Genomic DNA, 12,599 nt, shown 5'->3' on the forward strand with positions numbered 1-12,599 from the left:
AATCTACCCCTCTCCCCGTTACTTTGAACGTTTATAAAATGGTGTTGGAACAACTACTGCTTTGACGCGTTTATTACGAATTTCAATTTCTACTTCTGTATCAACTGCTGCGTATTTTACATCAATTAGTGCTAAACCAATGCTTTTCTTTAACGTTGGAGATTGTGTACCACTCGTTACTTCCCCGATTTTTTCTTCTCCTATAAATACAGGGTAATGCGTACGAGGAATACCGCGTTCGATTACTTCGATGCCGACTAATTTACGAGATGCACCGTTTTCTTTTTGCTCTTTTAACGTTTCTTTTCCAAAGAAATCTGCTTCTTTATTTGGTTTTACCGCAAAGCCAATTCCCGCTTCAATCGGTGTAATATCTTTTGATAACTCTTGTCCGTATAACGGAAGTGTTGCTTCGAAGCGAAGTGTATCACGAGCACCTAAGCCACATGGTTTTAAGCCCTCTTCTGCTCCCACTTCAAGAAGTTTCTCCCAAAGTTTTGCTGCATCTTCACTCTTACAGTAAATTTCGAATCCATCTTCACCTGTGTAACCTGTACGAGATACAAGTGCAGGAATTCCATCTACAAGAATATTATTTTTAAATTTAAAGAACTTAATTTCTTTCAAATCTTCTGACACAACTTTTTGTAAAATGCCTTCTGCTTTTGGTCCTTGAATTGCAAGCTGCGCAACTTCACTAGAAACATTGACTACTTTCGCATCGCCAATTACATGGCTAGCTAACCATTCGTAATCTTTCTCGATATTTGATGCATTGATTACTAATAAATAGTCTTCTTCACCACGTTTGTAGATTAATAAATCATCTACTGTGCCACCATTTTCATAGCACATAGCTGTATATTGTGCGCCCCCTACCTTTAAGGTAGATACGTCATTTGTAACAACACGTTGTAAAAATGCTAAACTATCTACACCTTTTACCTCTACTTCTCCCATATGAGATACATCGAACAAACCTGCTCCTGTACGTACAGCTTCATGTTCCTCTTTAATGCTTGAAAATTGAACTGGTAATTCCCAACCACCGAAGTCGACTGTTTTCCCACCATACTTCGCGTATACATCAAATAACGGTGTACGTTGTAATGTAATCATGCTCTTTCCCCCTTATGCTCTGACAAATCAATAAAAGTTGCTTCCCATATCTAAACATTTTCATTCTGAAAAGATAAGGTTATACGGAATCTCAGTATATTTTTTTATGAAAGCGTAAATAAAAAGTTACTTTCTTGGATAAAATACGAAAGATTCCACACATTTCACACCATTATCCTAACATTATTCGCTATATTTCATCAATATTCTAGCATAAAAAATAATTTAGAATTTTTTATTCTTAATCCTATTAAATACAACTTTTAAGATTTAGACCTTTATCGTTGTCTATTCTTTAACTTTTAGTAATTGTGATAGCGCCTTATTACAAGGCTTATAATAAAGATTTTTTTAATAATCACTTTAGTTTATAAAAGGTGGGAGAGTCTTAATGAATGTCGATATTTCCGTAGATCGAACGTGGCAAAATAATTTTTTAAAAAGAATTGATGAAGATGGTCCTTGGACAAATTGGGATTTATATCATTTAGCTTATAAAACAGAGAAATCGTTACTCGTCCCTACTTTTGATGGATTGCAAGCACCGAAACATTTATCACATTTCACGCCGCTTCCACATCAATTAGAGGTCGCTCAAAATGTCATTGAACAAATGAATGGTAAAGCGATTCTAGCAGATGAAGTTGGACTTGGAAAAACGATTGAAGCTGGACTTATTTTGAAAGAATATATGGTTCGAGGACTTGTAAAAAAGGTACTCATTCTCGTTCCAGCTTCTCTCGTATCTCAGTGGGCGTATGAACTAAACACAAAATTTTTTATTCCTGCGGTCGCTCAAAAGAAAAGTTATTCTTGGGAACAAGCTGATGTCATCGTTTCATCAATCGATACTGCGAAACGTTCACCGCATCGCGATATCGTTTTAAACCTAGAGTATGACCTTATTATTATCGATGAAGCACATAAACTAAAAAATAATAAAACAAAAAACTATGAATTTGCACAGCGATTAAAAAAGAAGTTTTGTTTATTACTAACTGCAACTCCTGTTCAAAATAAAATCGATGAAATCTTCAACCTCGTTTCTTTATTAAAACCAGGTCATTTAGGCAATCAATCTAATTTTGAAGAATATTACGCTTCCAAAAATCGTTCCACTGAATCCGATGAAGATTTAAAAGCTCTTATCAATAAAGTAATGGTTCGAAATAGACGCAATAACACTGGCATTGATTGGCCGAAGAGGCATGTACGAACAATCTTCGTTGAATTCAATGAAGAAGAACAAGCTTTGTATAATGAAATTGAAAATTGGCGTGGACAAGATGCCGTCACATCTGCTTTCTCATCCTTAACTTTAAAACGGGAAGCATGTAGTAGTCGTGAAGCTGTTTACTATTCATTAAAAAAACATGTAGAAAAAAGACAGAAAGAAAATGAGCACTACATAAAGGACCCACATATTGATGTGCTGATGGACAAAATTAATCATATTCCGTTCAACTCCAAAGCAAATAAAGCACTAGAGCTTATAAAAGAAGTTGACGATAAAGTCATTATCTTCACTGAATATAGAGCTTCACAAATGTATTTACAATGGTTCTTACAACAACATGGCATTTCCTCTGTTCCATTTCGCGGTGGATTTAAGCGCGGGAAGAAAGATTGGATGAAGGAGCTTTTCCAAAATCATGCCCAAGTATTAATTGCGACCGAAGCTGGTGGTGAAGGAATTAACTTACAATTTTGTAGCCATATGATAAATTACGACTTACCGTGGAATCCAATGCGACTCGAGCAAAGGATTGGACGTATTCACCGTCTTGGACAAAAAAATGATGTCCACATTTATAACTTAGCAACAAAGCACACTGTTGAAGAGCACATTTTAAAACTACTATATGAAAAAATTAATTTATTTGAACGTGTAATCGGTGAACTCGATGAAATTTTAACGAGAATCAACATGAAAAATATTGATGCGCATATTCAAGAAATTTTCGCGCAGTCAAAAAGCGAAGGTGAAATTCGAATCAAGATGGAAAATTTAACATCTATTATCGATTTTGCGAAGCGCAATGAAGCAGAGGTGCAGGACTATGCAGCAAAATGAAATTCATAATTACTTATATAACTTTTTTGAGGCGAATAACTGCGAAATTTTAGAACGTTCCCCTCACCTATTAGACGTGCAGTTAACAATTGAAATGGATAAATTATTAATGAACCGCCCTTTCTATTGGCACTATCTTGAAAAAACAGGAGGCGTTCCGAACCCGATGCGCCTTACTCTTATTACAAATCCGGAAAACGAAGAAAACGAAGGTGAACTTATTCATTACGGTTCACCCCGTTTGCATCAAATATTTGAAACAACAAAAGAACTAGGTTCATACATACGTTTATATGAGGAAGTGAAACATAGCGGGGCAACTCATACCCCCCTTCATCCTTGGCTTGGTGTAAATATAAAAGTATCTTATCAATGCGACCGAAAAAAAGACATACTTCATTCCATCGGTATTCATCTTATTTCCGGGACAATGATTGCAAACTTTCACGACACTTTAGCAGAGATCAAACTCACACCGAAAATACCTGACTTTTGTTTTACCCTCTCACCTATCATTAAGCCACAAAGTGGCTTACAACGTATAGAGGATGCTTTAAAAAGTATAATCGCTGAAGATGACCACACGTGGGCAAAAGAAGCGAGAGTGCGTTGGAATCACGATTTAGACCTTTTAAATCGATTTTACGAAGATAGCGATGAACTTCCAGAAAGCTATGAAATTGAAAAGCAAGCATTACAAGAACAATACGAGCCACGCATTACAATACAAATTATAAACGGTGGTCTCTTTTATGTTACCGCAAATCATTTTCTATCTTAAAGAAAGCTCCTTCAGATTGAAGGAGCTTCTTTTAAGATATGTTCCCAGCCTATTCTCTATCTTCATTACGCTCTTGCTGTTTTTTCTCTGTCATACGTTTCTGATATGCACGATCCTTTGCACTTACATGGTTTGCATCAGTTGGAAGATTCTCTTTTGAACGACCAATTCCATTACTCATCTTTTTCGCCTCCTTTTTGCATGTTTCAAAATGCATCTTTATTTTCAGCTAGAGGCACAATCCTTATACAAAAAAATAAGAGCAGCCAGTAGCTGCTCTTACTCATTCACGTATTTTTGAAACATATCATGGATGCCTTGATTTACGAGGTTCGAGATCTGTTCGTCAGATTTATTCGGATAACGATCACGTAATCTGATAGATGCCTTCACCATTAAATTTTCTAATACAGAACGGCCACCTTCTCCATAAATAATTTCAGCATACTTAACCAGTCTTCCATCCTCTAATGTTGCTGGATTATGATTGAAGAAAAATTTACTCATTGTCTCCACCTCTCTTTTGATAACGTTTACATTTATATAGATTATTTATGTTATTTATTTCACAATATTGTATGCATGTATATTTAATTAGTTTCATTATAAAGTAACATATCAATAGTAAATATGTGATTTTCCATCCATTTTGTGAACAAATCAAAAAATGAAAGCGTTTCCTTTATTATATACTAAAAAAACTTACTACGCTAGGGACAATTTTTTTAATCTACTAATCATCTACTTTTCTTTTTTTTATTAAACCTTATACAATTTTCAGAAATTATATTATAAAATATATGTATGACTTAAGGAGGATTTGTATGAATCAAAATAAAAAAGCTATATTAGATCTTGTCTTTTATCTCGTATTCCCATTCCTCATTTGGAAATTTGCAAAACCTTATATCGATCCTTATTACGCAATGTTAATTTCCTCTGTTCCGGGGATTATTTATACACTGTATACCTTTAAAAAAGAAAAACAGTTTAACGTTACAGGGTTCTTTATTTTAATTACACTCATTTCTAATACAACGGTAGACTTAATATCTCGATCAGCGGAACGAATGCTATGGAATGATGCATATTATCATATCGTACTTGGCTGCATCGTTATATGTACAATCTTTATAAAAAAACCACTTATGTTATATTTCGCAGCGGATATTTCAGCACTGCAAGGTCATGATCGTGATAAAAGTCGTGAGCTTTATCGTGATAGTCGTATATATCCAGCACTGCAATATTTAACACTATTTTTCGGCCTTCAATTTATATTAAAAAGCTTCTTGAAAATCTATTTCATCTCTGTTTTCGGTGTAGATGGATATGGTGAAATGAGAGCTATTATGACCGCTGTTGGCTGGGGTATTTCTATTTGCATCGGAATAGGGTTTGTATGGGTAAATAATAAGATACATGCGGTTACTGAAGAAAAAGAATCTGTGCAACAATAAATAAAGATCCCCTAGCAGCTTGTTGCACTAGGGGATCTTTATTTTGCCAGACATATTACGAAAAAGTTAGCTTGATTTTTTTCTTTTATTTTTTACATTTCGATAAAACAAAGCAGCGCTCAGTGGCATAACACCAAACCATTTATTTAAGAATGGCTCTTTCTCCGCACGACGTTGTTGTTTCTGTTGTTTTCGATCCTCTTTTGGAGCATCCATATATGACACAAATTGCTGTGTCACAAAGCGTACATAATCATTAGTAGACATATTATCATCACCTCTACTTGATTAGTATGTCCACTTTTTTATTCATTAATCTTTTGCTTTAATTCATTCATGATTTGCTTTACCGACTTATTTGTCGTATCGATATGAATATCAGCCTCTTCATAATAAGCTCGGCGCGATTCAAATTTCGTTATAAATGCATCTATATCTTTCTTCTGAAATAGTGGACGTGTCGTATCTTCACGAAGCCTTTCTGCAATTACATGTGGATCGCAATATAAATACACAACAGTTCCATTTTCCTTCATCCACTTTCGATTTTCCGCTCGTTCAATAATCCCTCCACCCGTTGTAATAATTACATTCTGAACCGGTAGTGAACGTAACATTTCACTTTCATATTCCCGAAAAGCCATTTCGCCTTCTTCGGCAAAAATATCACGAATTGCCTTCTCTTGCTTCTCTTCAATTTTTTGGTCTGTATCTACAACATCCATATGAAGTTCTTTACTTAACACTTTTCCAATTGTTGTTTTCCCGGCTCCCATATAGCCAGTTATGTATATAGATTTCATTTTCGTTCCTCTCAATCATCCGTTATTATTTGTTATTATAACGAAAGATGTTACTTTATTTAATAAAAAAACGTTTTGTTCTTCTTATGCTATGAAGAACAAAACGTAACATACTCACTATTTTCTCGTAATCAAACAAGCTGGCTCACTTTTACTTATAAGTACCTCTTCTCACCCACTGCGTTGCAATCCATTTCTCACCTTTCGTTACAGGTGCTCCTCCATGTAACGTAAGCTCATTTAGTAATTGATCTTGATAAAAATACTCAAAGTATACTGCCATTCCCTTTCTAGGGTGTACAGAAAGATTTAATTTCGGAAAGAATGTTTCCCCGCCTTCTTCTACATCATTTAAGTACATCACAAGAGTACTTATACGATTATTAGCAGCTGACCTGCTATGTTCTGCAAAATAATCATAGTGCGCTTTATATTCTTGATCCACTTCATAATTTAAAATGTGCAATCCTTCTCCATGCGCTACAGGAACATTCGTGATAGATGAAATTCGTTTTTCAATCTTCGAAGTAAGTTCATTCTCTTCCAAAAATGCACCACTACTCGTTCGAATATCATTTACATCACGTGATGAACCAACTTTAGAACGTTTCATATTACTTTTAGACAATTCAATCAATTCAACACACTCTTCATCACTTAATACATTTGCTAATACAACAATAAGAGGTTCTTCGAATTTTGAAATAATTTGTATTTCCCTATCCTCTGTCATAATCGTATTTCCTTTATGATCAAAAATAGTTTGTTCCTTACTTTCACCTATTTGATTGTTATTTGTCATTTTCTTATCTCCCTAGAAAAAATGATTGGATAGCATGAATATATCATATTCTTTCTACCTTTCTCTTTTTTGAGAAAATTTAAACTTTTGAACATCGTTCTTATCCCTTTCCTCAAAGAAATTGACTCCCTCCACAATAGAAACTCATGGTTCTTCTCCATATATTTTACATATTATCCTTCTACCCAATCAAATATTTTATTATCCTTTTTCCTATAGTGAAAGCTCACTGTATAGAAAACTCTCTGTTTTGTAACACATTGCAACGAAATGATAATAACATCATTTTCAAAGACGTACTTTCCACTCACTTCTCCTCTTTCATACTGAAATAAAAAAACATCCTCTTTTTCTTTTTGCTGTAAGTCTCTTTTTATATCTGAAATAGCTCGATCAACAAGTTCCTCCATGAAAAAACTTTGTTCTATTTCAGAATAAAATTTTTTATCCGAAAGTAACATATTCGTTTCGTACATCAAAAATGAAATGAATAAAATAAGAAAAATAATTGTTCCTGGCATTACAAATCCATTTTGTTTTCTCATGTTTCTATCTCAATTTCACTATAGCGCACAGCCACGCCTTCATATATTTCACCACTTATATCTTTCACATATATATATAAGAAATGAGGTGTTAATTTATACGAAATCGCTTCAATCCTTTGTAATATAAATTCCCTTCCGCGCATATTTACTTTTCTTATTAAATTACTATTCAACTTTTCATACGTCACCTGATCACCATTACGAAGTTGGAAGCGTAAAATATTCCCACCGTTTTCTAGCTCTATCTTCCTCCCACTTGATACTTCACGAAACTCTAATTGCATTTGTCCTAAAAACACATCCCACTCCCAGTCATTTAATCCTTTTGAATGTGTATTTTCTATCCCCATAATATGAAGACGCGGTAAAAGTAAAAAGAACATTGATAAAAGCAACAAACATGCAATCATTTCTATTAATGTAAATCCCGCTTCTTTTTTATTTTTCCTTTGCATAAAGGCATTGCTCCATCGCTTTTCCTCTCCTATCTTTCCACATCGTACAAACTTCATCTCCTCTCCAATATGTGTAATATACAATTCCTTTTATGACTTGCTCTTTTACTCGCTTTTCCTCATTCTCATACTTAAATAAGGCCGCTTCTTTTTTTAATAATATTAATGCTTTATAGCTCATTTTTATATTTTTTCTTTCTTGCATAATTAATAATGTTTGCGGGAGCAATAACGATGCCGCCATCATTATTAAACTTAACGCTACAACCATTTCAACCATTACTGATCCTTTTTGACACTTCACGATACGTAAATCTCCCTCTTCCAAGCTGAAATACAATCTCATATTTATACCCTCGATAGGAAAGTAAAATCGTACCACCCCTATTAATATTCCCGCTCGGATTATATGTCATTGGATTTGGAAAGGTATGCAAATCCATTTGGACATCTTTATCATATTCTCTCTTAACAATTAAAAGGTCTGTCTCCGATTCCGAAATATAATACATCTGTTTCCCTTTAAACCAGCGTAACGTATAATGTTGTTGACGCTTAATCGCCAACTGCTGCATATACAAAATATCATTTGAAAACTGTTTCAAAAACTGCTCAACTTTTTGTTTTTCATGTAATGAAGTAACGTTAAAATGCGTAACAACACTCAGTACAGAAATAGCAAATAAGACAAGTAGCATTTCTAAAAGAGTAAAACCTTTTTGCTTCACGATTTCCCAGCTGATACCGTACCATCATCGGAAATATGGATTGGTTCACCTTTCGGGCAAGTTTTTGAAGTAATATACTTTCCTGTTTCAAGTTCCTCTATTGATGGAATCTTATTATGTTGCAAGTGATATGCTTGTATTTGTGCTTCTATAGATTTCACATAGGCTGCACATCCTTTTCCTTGGACGGATGAGCGCTGTGTAACTACATTTGGAATAATTAATAGTAATAATACAGTTATGACAACCATAACTAATAACATTTCTAAAAGAGTAAAACCCTCCTCATTCTGCATGTAAATGCCCCCTATATAGAATTCATCATTTGAAACATCGGCATAATCATCGCTAAGTACATCAAAATGACTATAACCCCAAGACATGTAAATAAAATGGGTTGAATCACAAATAACATACGTTTAATTTTTTGTTCTACCTTTTCAATAATGAGCTCACTGTAATCACCAAGCTCATTTGCTAAATTACCGTTTGCTTGTCCATGCGTAATGATATAAGAAAGTTCTTTTTCGTAATAACCGCTTTTATCAATAATAGATTGTAACGGTTCTCCTGCAATTAATTGCCGCTCAATTCGGTCTGCTTCATACTGAAAGAACGGATGATACTTTTGCTTCATCATTATTGTTAATGCTTCGTGTACCGACAATCCACCGTGTAATAAACCACTTAATTGAGTGGAAAAATAATGCGAATGATTTAAAATAAGAAATGTTTTCATAAGGGGAATACGGATCATAATCTTTACCTTTTGAGTAGGCGGAAGTTTTCGGAAATAAAATATATATAAACTAAATCCCGTTATAACGATAAGAACAATCATATAAATGAAGTAGGGTAATAATTTAATTGCAACTAAAATTTGCTCCGTAAGTGGTGGTGCTGTAGAACGTAAAGAACTATACATCATTTCAAACTGAGGCAATAAAATGAGGTTAAAAACAGAAAGCATAATCATTAAAAAAAATGATAAAAACATAGGATATCGCATTACTTTCATCATATCTTTCCTATATTTATCTTTCTTGTAAAGAAGTACGCTCCCTTGTTGCAAAGCAAAAGAAATGTCACCATGTCGCTCTGCATAAAACAAATAACTTAACATCTCAGAGTGAAACATTAATTGGTGAAAAGAAGCGTGCAAACTTTGTCCATTTTTCAATCCCTCGATCATACGCTGTAACTGTAATTTCTTCCCTAATGGTAGTTGCAACTGCAAAAATTCTAACGCCTGCAAAAGTGAGTAACCTTTCTCTAATAAATCACTTAATCTTTTACATAATAATGCTTGATCACTTAAACTCCATTTTCTCTTAAACATATACATCTTCTTCTAAAAAGCCTAAAGCATACCCTTTTCGAACCGACGATTCCAACGTTTTATAGTGATACGTAACATGTTCTCCACTTGCTTCTTTAATCGCTTGTTTTAATTCATATCCATATAACAGTTCATAAATGCTTGCCTGTCTCACTTTCCTCATTGATTTACATAAAGTTGCACACTTCCCTCTGCAAAATGGACATTTTAATTCGACGAGCCGCTGAGCAGCTACTGCTAATAATGATTGTTCAATTTCTTGCCTTGTAATACCATAATCCATAAATCGTAGTATCGCTCCTTTCGCATCATTTGTATGCAAGGTTGTCATTACTAAATGTCCCGTCAAACTGGCCCTTACAGCTACTTTTGCTGTTTCTTCATCACGAATTTCGCCAACTAAAATAATATCTGGATCATGACGCAAAATAGCCTTTAATCCTGTTTTATATGTGATACCAGCTTTTTCATTTATTTGAATTTGTAATAAACCGTCTTTTCTTTGCTCAACTGGATCTTCTAGTGTAATGATGCGACGTGTTTGCCATTTTCTAGCTACTTCTAATAACGCATACATTGTTGTTGTTTTTCCAGAACCAGTCGGCCCAGTAAATACGAGTAACCCATGCGAATGCTTTAAAAAAGAGAGTAATTTTTCCGTTGAACTTGGAAATAACGAAAGGTGAGACAACGGCTGAGCAGATGCTTGTAAATGGAGGCGAATAACGAGACTTTCTTGATATACTGTTGGAAGTGTTGAAAGGCGTAAATACACTTCTTGTCCATCAATTTGTAAGTACAACGAACCATTTTGAGGTTTTCTCCTCTCTCCTATATCCATTGATGCTAAAAATTTAAAGTGCGAAACAAGCTTTTCTCCAAATCCCTTTTCAATACACCGTTTCGTAATTAAATCTTTTCCAATACGTAATTGAATCGCCACATCCTTCTGCCTGGGCACAATATGTAAGTCCGATGCTTGCACCCCACAAGCTTCTTTCATAATCATATTTGCAAAAAGCTCGACACTATTCATCAAGTTTCCCTCCTCACTATGTATATATCATAAAAAAATGCACAAGAAAAATTAGAGATTTTGTATTTTCACTAGGATAAAAAGGGAAAATATGTTTGTGAAATTATGAACAATTTCTGAATTATTGTCTGAAATTACCTATATGGAAGTTTATCTGTATTATAATGTTAATATCTTGGATAAAGTGATAAAGGTGGAGATCCTAATGGAACAAGCTTTAAAAATTACAGGTGTGTTATCTGACCCTACTCGTTATTACATTTATAAATATATTTCGCAAAAGCATAATTACGTAACTGTACAAGAAATTGCAGATGAGTTTAACATTCATCCAAACGTAGCGCGTTTACATTTATCTAAATTAGAAGATGTTAATATGCTCAAATCAGAAACAAAAAAAACTGGGAAAGGCGGCAGACCAAGCAGACTATACGTCTTGTCTCAAGATGTCATCCAGTTACAATTCCCATTTCGCGATTATCAATTATTAGCGCAGATAGCATTTAATTCACTGCTAAGCTTAGGTAGTGCTGGTGAAAAAGCGCTATATGAAACAGGGAAACAATTCGGCAAAGAATTAATGCAACAACATATGCATCGCTTAAATGTAAGTGCAGAAGCATTGACGATAGAACAAAAAATGCTAATCGCAAAAGAAGCATTCTCAACAGCTGGCTTATCCCCTGCTTTTGAATTAAGTACAGATGGCACAAAAATTTTCTATGATGTACACAATTGCCCATTTAAAGAAGTTGCTGCGCATCATCCGACTGAAATTTGTAATATGCACGGAGATATGATGAAGGGGATTTTTGAAATCCTATTCCCGAACGTGGAATTAACACGAAACGATAGTCTACTAGATGGCTGCAAATCTTGTAACTATAAAGTGAAACTTTAATCAGTGGGGGGGTGTTCTTCCCCCACTGATTATTAGCCCGCACCAATCGGGCTTTTACGGGCAGTTATCTCCCACCTAACTTCCTCTCATTTGCCGAATTTTGAGGTGGGAGTTTTACTGCCCGTTAATGCGGGATAAAGTTCAAATTTAGTTTTTCAACTAAGAAGAAGTCAATATTATAATTGGCTTCTTTTTATACGAATGAATATTTACAATAGTTAGAAAAATAAACTATAATGAAAAGAGGTTTTACTTTTTTTAGAAAAGGAGGGAGATGGCATGGAGCGCATGTTTCGCGTTCTCGGCTTTTGGACTGGAATTTTCTCGGTTATGTTTTACGTAGGGGATATGCATTCGACCGCACTACTATTTTTAGGACAAACAGGATTCTTCGTACTTTTAAGTTATTTAAAATTAACAGAGCGTATGTATATATACGTATTCGGAGCATATTTAACCGTTTTCTTCATCGGATTTACATGGTACACAACATTTTTACTTGTCCCTGGAGCTGGGCATTAAGAGATGGCAAATTGCCATCTTTTTTTTAATT

Annotated in this window: 18 protein-coding genes and 1 pseudogene; 6 read left to right on the forward strand and 13 right to left on the reverse strand. The window is 34.5% G+C overall.

What is annotated here, in order from left to right; translation table 11 throughout:
- Positions 1–18: 18 nt before the first annotated feature.
- Complete coding sequence (gcvT, locus tag QCI77_RS21610; protein ID WP_002034013.1) at positions 19–1,119, reverse strand: glycine cleavage system aminomethyltransferase GcvT; 1,101 nt, start codon at positions 1,117–1,119, stop codon at positions 19–21.
- Between the two features lie 391 nt (positions 1,120–1,510).
- Between gcvT and QCI77_RS21615 the strand changes: the two genes are divergently transcribed.
- Together QCI77_RS21615 and QCI77_RS21620 are read left to right on the forward strand one after the other, a co-directional pair.
- Positions 1,511–3,193 (forward strand): DEAD/DEAH box helicase, encoded by a 1,683-nt coding sequence (locus tag QCI77_RS21615; RefSeq protein ID WP_002015016.1) that lies wholly within the window; start codon positions 1,511–1,513, stop codon positions 3,191–3,193.
- The gene (locus tag QCI77_RS21620; RefSeq protein ID WP_113769218.1) at positions 3,180–3,974 is read left to right on the forward strand and encodes a YqhG family protein; all 795 of its coding nucleotides are present in this window, start codon (positions 3,180–3,182) and stop codon (positions 3,972–3,974) included. The genes QCI77_RS21615 and QCI77_RS21620 overlap by 14 nt, the downstream gene beginning before the upstream one ends.
- Positions 3,975–4,023: 49 nt before the next feature.
- Here the strand turns inward: QCI77_RS21620 and QCI77_RS21625 are convergent, their stop codons facing one another.
- Positions 4,024–4,155: a hypothetical protein gene (locus QCI77_RS21625; protein ID WP_002088613.1), complete on the reverse strand. Its 132-nt coding sequence runs from the start codon at positions 4,153–4,155 to the stop codon at positions 4,024–4,026.
- Between the two features lie 98 nt (positions 4,156–4,253).
- The gene (locus QCI77_RS21630; protein WP_000032698.1) at positions 4,254–4,481 is read right to left on the reverse strand and encodes a hypothetical protein; all 228 of its coding nucleotides are present in this window, start codon (positions 4,479–4,481) and stop codon (positions 4,254–4,256) included.
- 71 nt (positions 4,482–4,552) lie between these two features.
- Between QCI77_RS21630 and QCI77_RS21635 the strand changes: the two are divergent.
- Positions 4,553–4,670: pseudogene (locus QCI77_RS21635) on the forward strand (GTP pyrophosphokinase).
- 128 nt (positions 4,671–4,798) lie between these two features.
- On the forward strand, positions 4,799–5,434 hold the full coding sequence (locus QCI77_RS21640; protein ID WP_353825464.1) for a VC0807 family protein: 636 nt from the start codon (positions 4,799–4,801) through the stop codon (positions 5,432–5,434).
- 66 nt (positions 5,435–5,500) lie between these two features.
- Here QCI77_RS21640 and QCI77_RS21645 read toward each other — a convergent pair whose 3' ends face one another.
- From QCI77_RS21645 to comGA, 10 genes are all read right to left on the reverse strand, one after another.
- Positions 5,501–5,701 carry a YqzE family protein gene (locus tag QCI77_RS21645; RefSeq protein WP_002015009.1) on the reverse strand — a complete coding sequence of 67 codons (201 nt, stop codon included), beginning with the start codon at positions 5,699–5,701 and terminating at the stop codon, positions 5,501–5,503.
- A gap of 38 nt (positions 5,702–5,739) precedes the next feature.
- Positions 5,740–6,237: a shikimate kinase gene (locus QCI77_RS21650; protein ID WP_002129082.1), complete on the reverse strand. Its 498-nt coding sequence runs from the start codon at positions 6,235–6,237 to the stop codon at positions 5,740–5,742.
- Between the two features lie 151 nt (positions 6,238–6,388).
- Entirely contained in the window at positions 6,389–7,039 is a 651-nt protein-coding gene (locus QCI77_RS21655; RefSeq protein WP_215571260.1) for a 2OG-Fe(II) oxygenase, read from the reverse strand.
- Positions 7,040–7,212: 173 nt separating this feature from the next.
- Positions 7,213–7,584 (reverse strand): competence type IV pilus minor pilin ComGG, encoded by a 372-nt coding sequence (gene comGG, locus QCI77_RS21660; RefSeq protein WP_033709423.1) that lies wholly within the window; start codon positions 7,582–7,584, stop codon positions 7,213–7,215.
- Positions 7,581–8,042: a competence type IV pilus minor pilin ComGF gene (gene comGF / locus QCI77_RS21665; RefSeq protein WP_061689623.1), complete on the reverse strand. Its 462-nt coding sequence runs from the start codon at positions 8,040–8,042 to the stop codon at positions 7,581–7,583. Before comGF ends, comGG begins: the two co-directional genes overlap by 4 nt.
- Positions 8,026–8,322, reverse strand: a complete 297-nt coding sequence (locus QCI77_RS21670) for a hypothetical protein (protein ID WP_016100615.1) — start codon at positions 8,320–8,322, stop codon at positions 8,026–8,028. Before QCI77_RS21670 ends, comGF begins: the two co-directional genes overlap by 17 nt.
- Positions 8,315–8,770, reverse strand: a complete 456-nt coding sequence (gene comGD, locus QCI77_RS21675) for a competence type IV pilus minor pilin ComGD (RefSeq protein WP_002129089.1) — start codon at positions 8,768–8,770, stop codon at positions 8,315–8,317. The genes QCI77_RS21670 and comGD overlap by 8 nt, the downstream gene beginning before the upstream one ends.
- Positions 8,767–9,066: a competence type IV pilus major pilin ComGC gene (comGC, locus tag QCI77_RS21680; RefSeq protein ID WP_002088623.1), complete on the reverse strand. Its 300-nt coding sequence runs from the start codon at positions 9,064–9,066 to the stop codon at positions 8,767–8,769. Before comGC ends, comGD begins: the two co-directional genes overlap by 4 nt.
- Positions 9,067–9,077: 11 nt before the next feature.
- On the reverse strand, positions 9,078–10,115 hold the full coding sequence (comGB, locus tag QCI77_RS21685; protein WP_016096112.1) for a competence type IV pilus assembly protein ComGB: 1,038 nt from the start codon (positions 10,113–10,115) through the stop codon (positions 9,078–9,080).
- A complete protein-coding gene (gene comGA / locus QCI77_RS21690; RefSeq protein WP_353825465.1) occupies positions 10,102–11,145 on the reverse strand; it encodes a competence type IV pilus ATPase ComGA in 1,044 nt (347 codons plus the stop codon). The genes comGB and comGA overlap by 14 nt, the downstream gene beginning before the upstream one ends.
- A 205-nt stretch (positions 11,146–11,350) precedes the next feature.
- Here comGA and QCI77_RS21695 point away from each other — a divergent pair, with 205 nt between their 5' ends.
- Positions 11,351–12,046 (forward strand): helix-turn-helix transcriptional regulator, encoded by a 696-nt coding sequence (locus QCI77_RS21695; RefSeq protein ID WP_002014995.1) that lies wholly within the window; start codon positions 11,351–11,353, stop codon positions 12,044–12,046.
- 279 nt (positions 12,047–12,325) lie between these two features.
- Positions 12,326–12,568 (forward strand): DUF2626 domain-containing protein, encoded by a 243-nt coding sequence (locus QCI77_RS21700; protein ID WP_002015110.1) that lies wholly within the window; start codon positions 12,326–12,328, stop codon positions 12,566–12,568.
- Positions 12,569–12,599: the final 31 nt, after the last annotated feature.

This window comes from Bacillus cereus group sp. MG9, from assembly GCF_040459995.1.
GTDB classification, from domain to species: Bacteria; Bacillota; Bacilli; order Bacillales; family Bacillaceae_G; genus Bacillus_A; species Bacillus_A mycoides.

What these genes read in the sequence shown, in the direction of transcription:
- comGG (WP_033709423.1), bottom strand. Translation starts at nt 7,584, where the DNA reads ATGAGAAAACAAAATGGATTTGTAATGCCAGGAACAATTATTTTTCTT.
- QCI77_RS21625 (WP_002088613.1), bottom strand. Translation starts at nt 4,155, where the DNA reads ATGAGTAATGGAATTGGTCGTTCAAAAGAGAATCTTCCAACTGATGCA.
- QCI77_RS21645 (WP_002015009.1), bottom strand. Translation starts at nt 5,701, where the DNA reads ATGTCTACTAATGATTATGTACGCTTTGTGACACAGCAATTTGTGTCA.
- QCI77_RS21655 (WP_215571260.1), bottom strand. Translation starts at nt 7,039, where the DNA reads ATGACAAATAACAATCAAATAGGTGAAAGTAAGGAACAAACTATTTTT.
- QCI77_RS21695 (WP_002014995.1), top strand. Translation starts at nt 11,351, where the DNA reads ATGGAACAAGCTTTAAAAATTACAGGTGTGTTATCTGACCCTACTCGT.
- QCI77_RS21620 (WP_113769218.1), top strand. Translation starts at nt 3,180, where the DNA reads ATGCAGCAAAATGAAATTCATAATTACTTATATAACTTTTTTGAGGCG.
- QCI77_RS21650 (WP_002129082.1), bottom strand. Translation starts at nt 6,237, where the DNA reads ATGAAATCTATATACATAACTGGCTATATGGGAGCCGGGAAAACAACA.
- comGC (WP_002088623.1), bottom strand. Translation starts at nt 9,066, where the DNA reads ATGCAGAATGAGGAGGGTTTTACTCTTTTAGAAATGTTATTAGTTATG.
- QCI77_RS21640 (WP_353825464.1), top strand. Translation starts at nt 4,799, where the DNA reads ATGAATCAAAATAAAAAAGCTATATTAGATCTTGTCTTTTATCTCGTA.
- QCI77_RS21630 (WP_000032698.1), bottom strand. Translation starts at nt 4,481, where the DNA reads ATGAGTAAATTTTTCTTCAATCATAATCCAGCAACATTAGAGGATGGA.
- comGA (WP_353825465.1), bottom strand. Translation starts at nt 11,145, where the DNA reads ATGAATAGTGTCGAGCTTTTTGCAAATATGATTATGAAAGAAGCTTGT.
- comGB (WP_016096112.1), bottom strand. Translation starts at nt 10,115, where the DNA reads ATGTATATGTTTAAGAGAAAATGGAGTTTAAGTGATCAAGCATTATTA.
- QCI77_RS21700 (WP_002015110.1), top strand. Translation starts at nt 12,326, where the DNA reads ATGGAGCGCATGTTTCGCGTTCTCGGCTTTTGGACTGGAATTTTCTCG.
- QCI77_RS21670 (WP_016100615.1), bottom strand. Translation starts at nt 8,322, where the DNA reads ATGGTTGAAATGGTTGTAGCGTTAAGTTTAATAATGATGGCGGCATCG.
- QCI77_RS21615 (WP_002015016.1), top strand. Translation starts at nt 1,511, where the DNA reads ATGAATGTCGATATTTCCGTAGATCGAACGTGGCAAAATAATTTTTTA.
- comGF (WP_061689623.1), bottom strand. Translation starts at nt 8,042, where the DNA reads ATGCAAAGGAAAAATAAAAAAGAAGCGGGATTTACATTAATAGAAATG.
- gcvT (WP_002034013.1), bottom strand. Translation starts at nt 1,119, where the DNA reads ATGATTACATTACAACGTACACCGTTATTTGATGTATACGCGAAGTAT.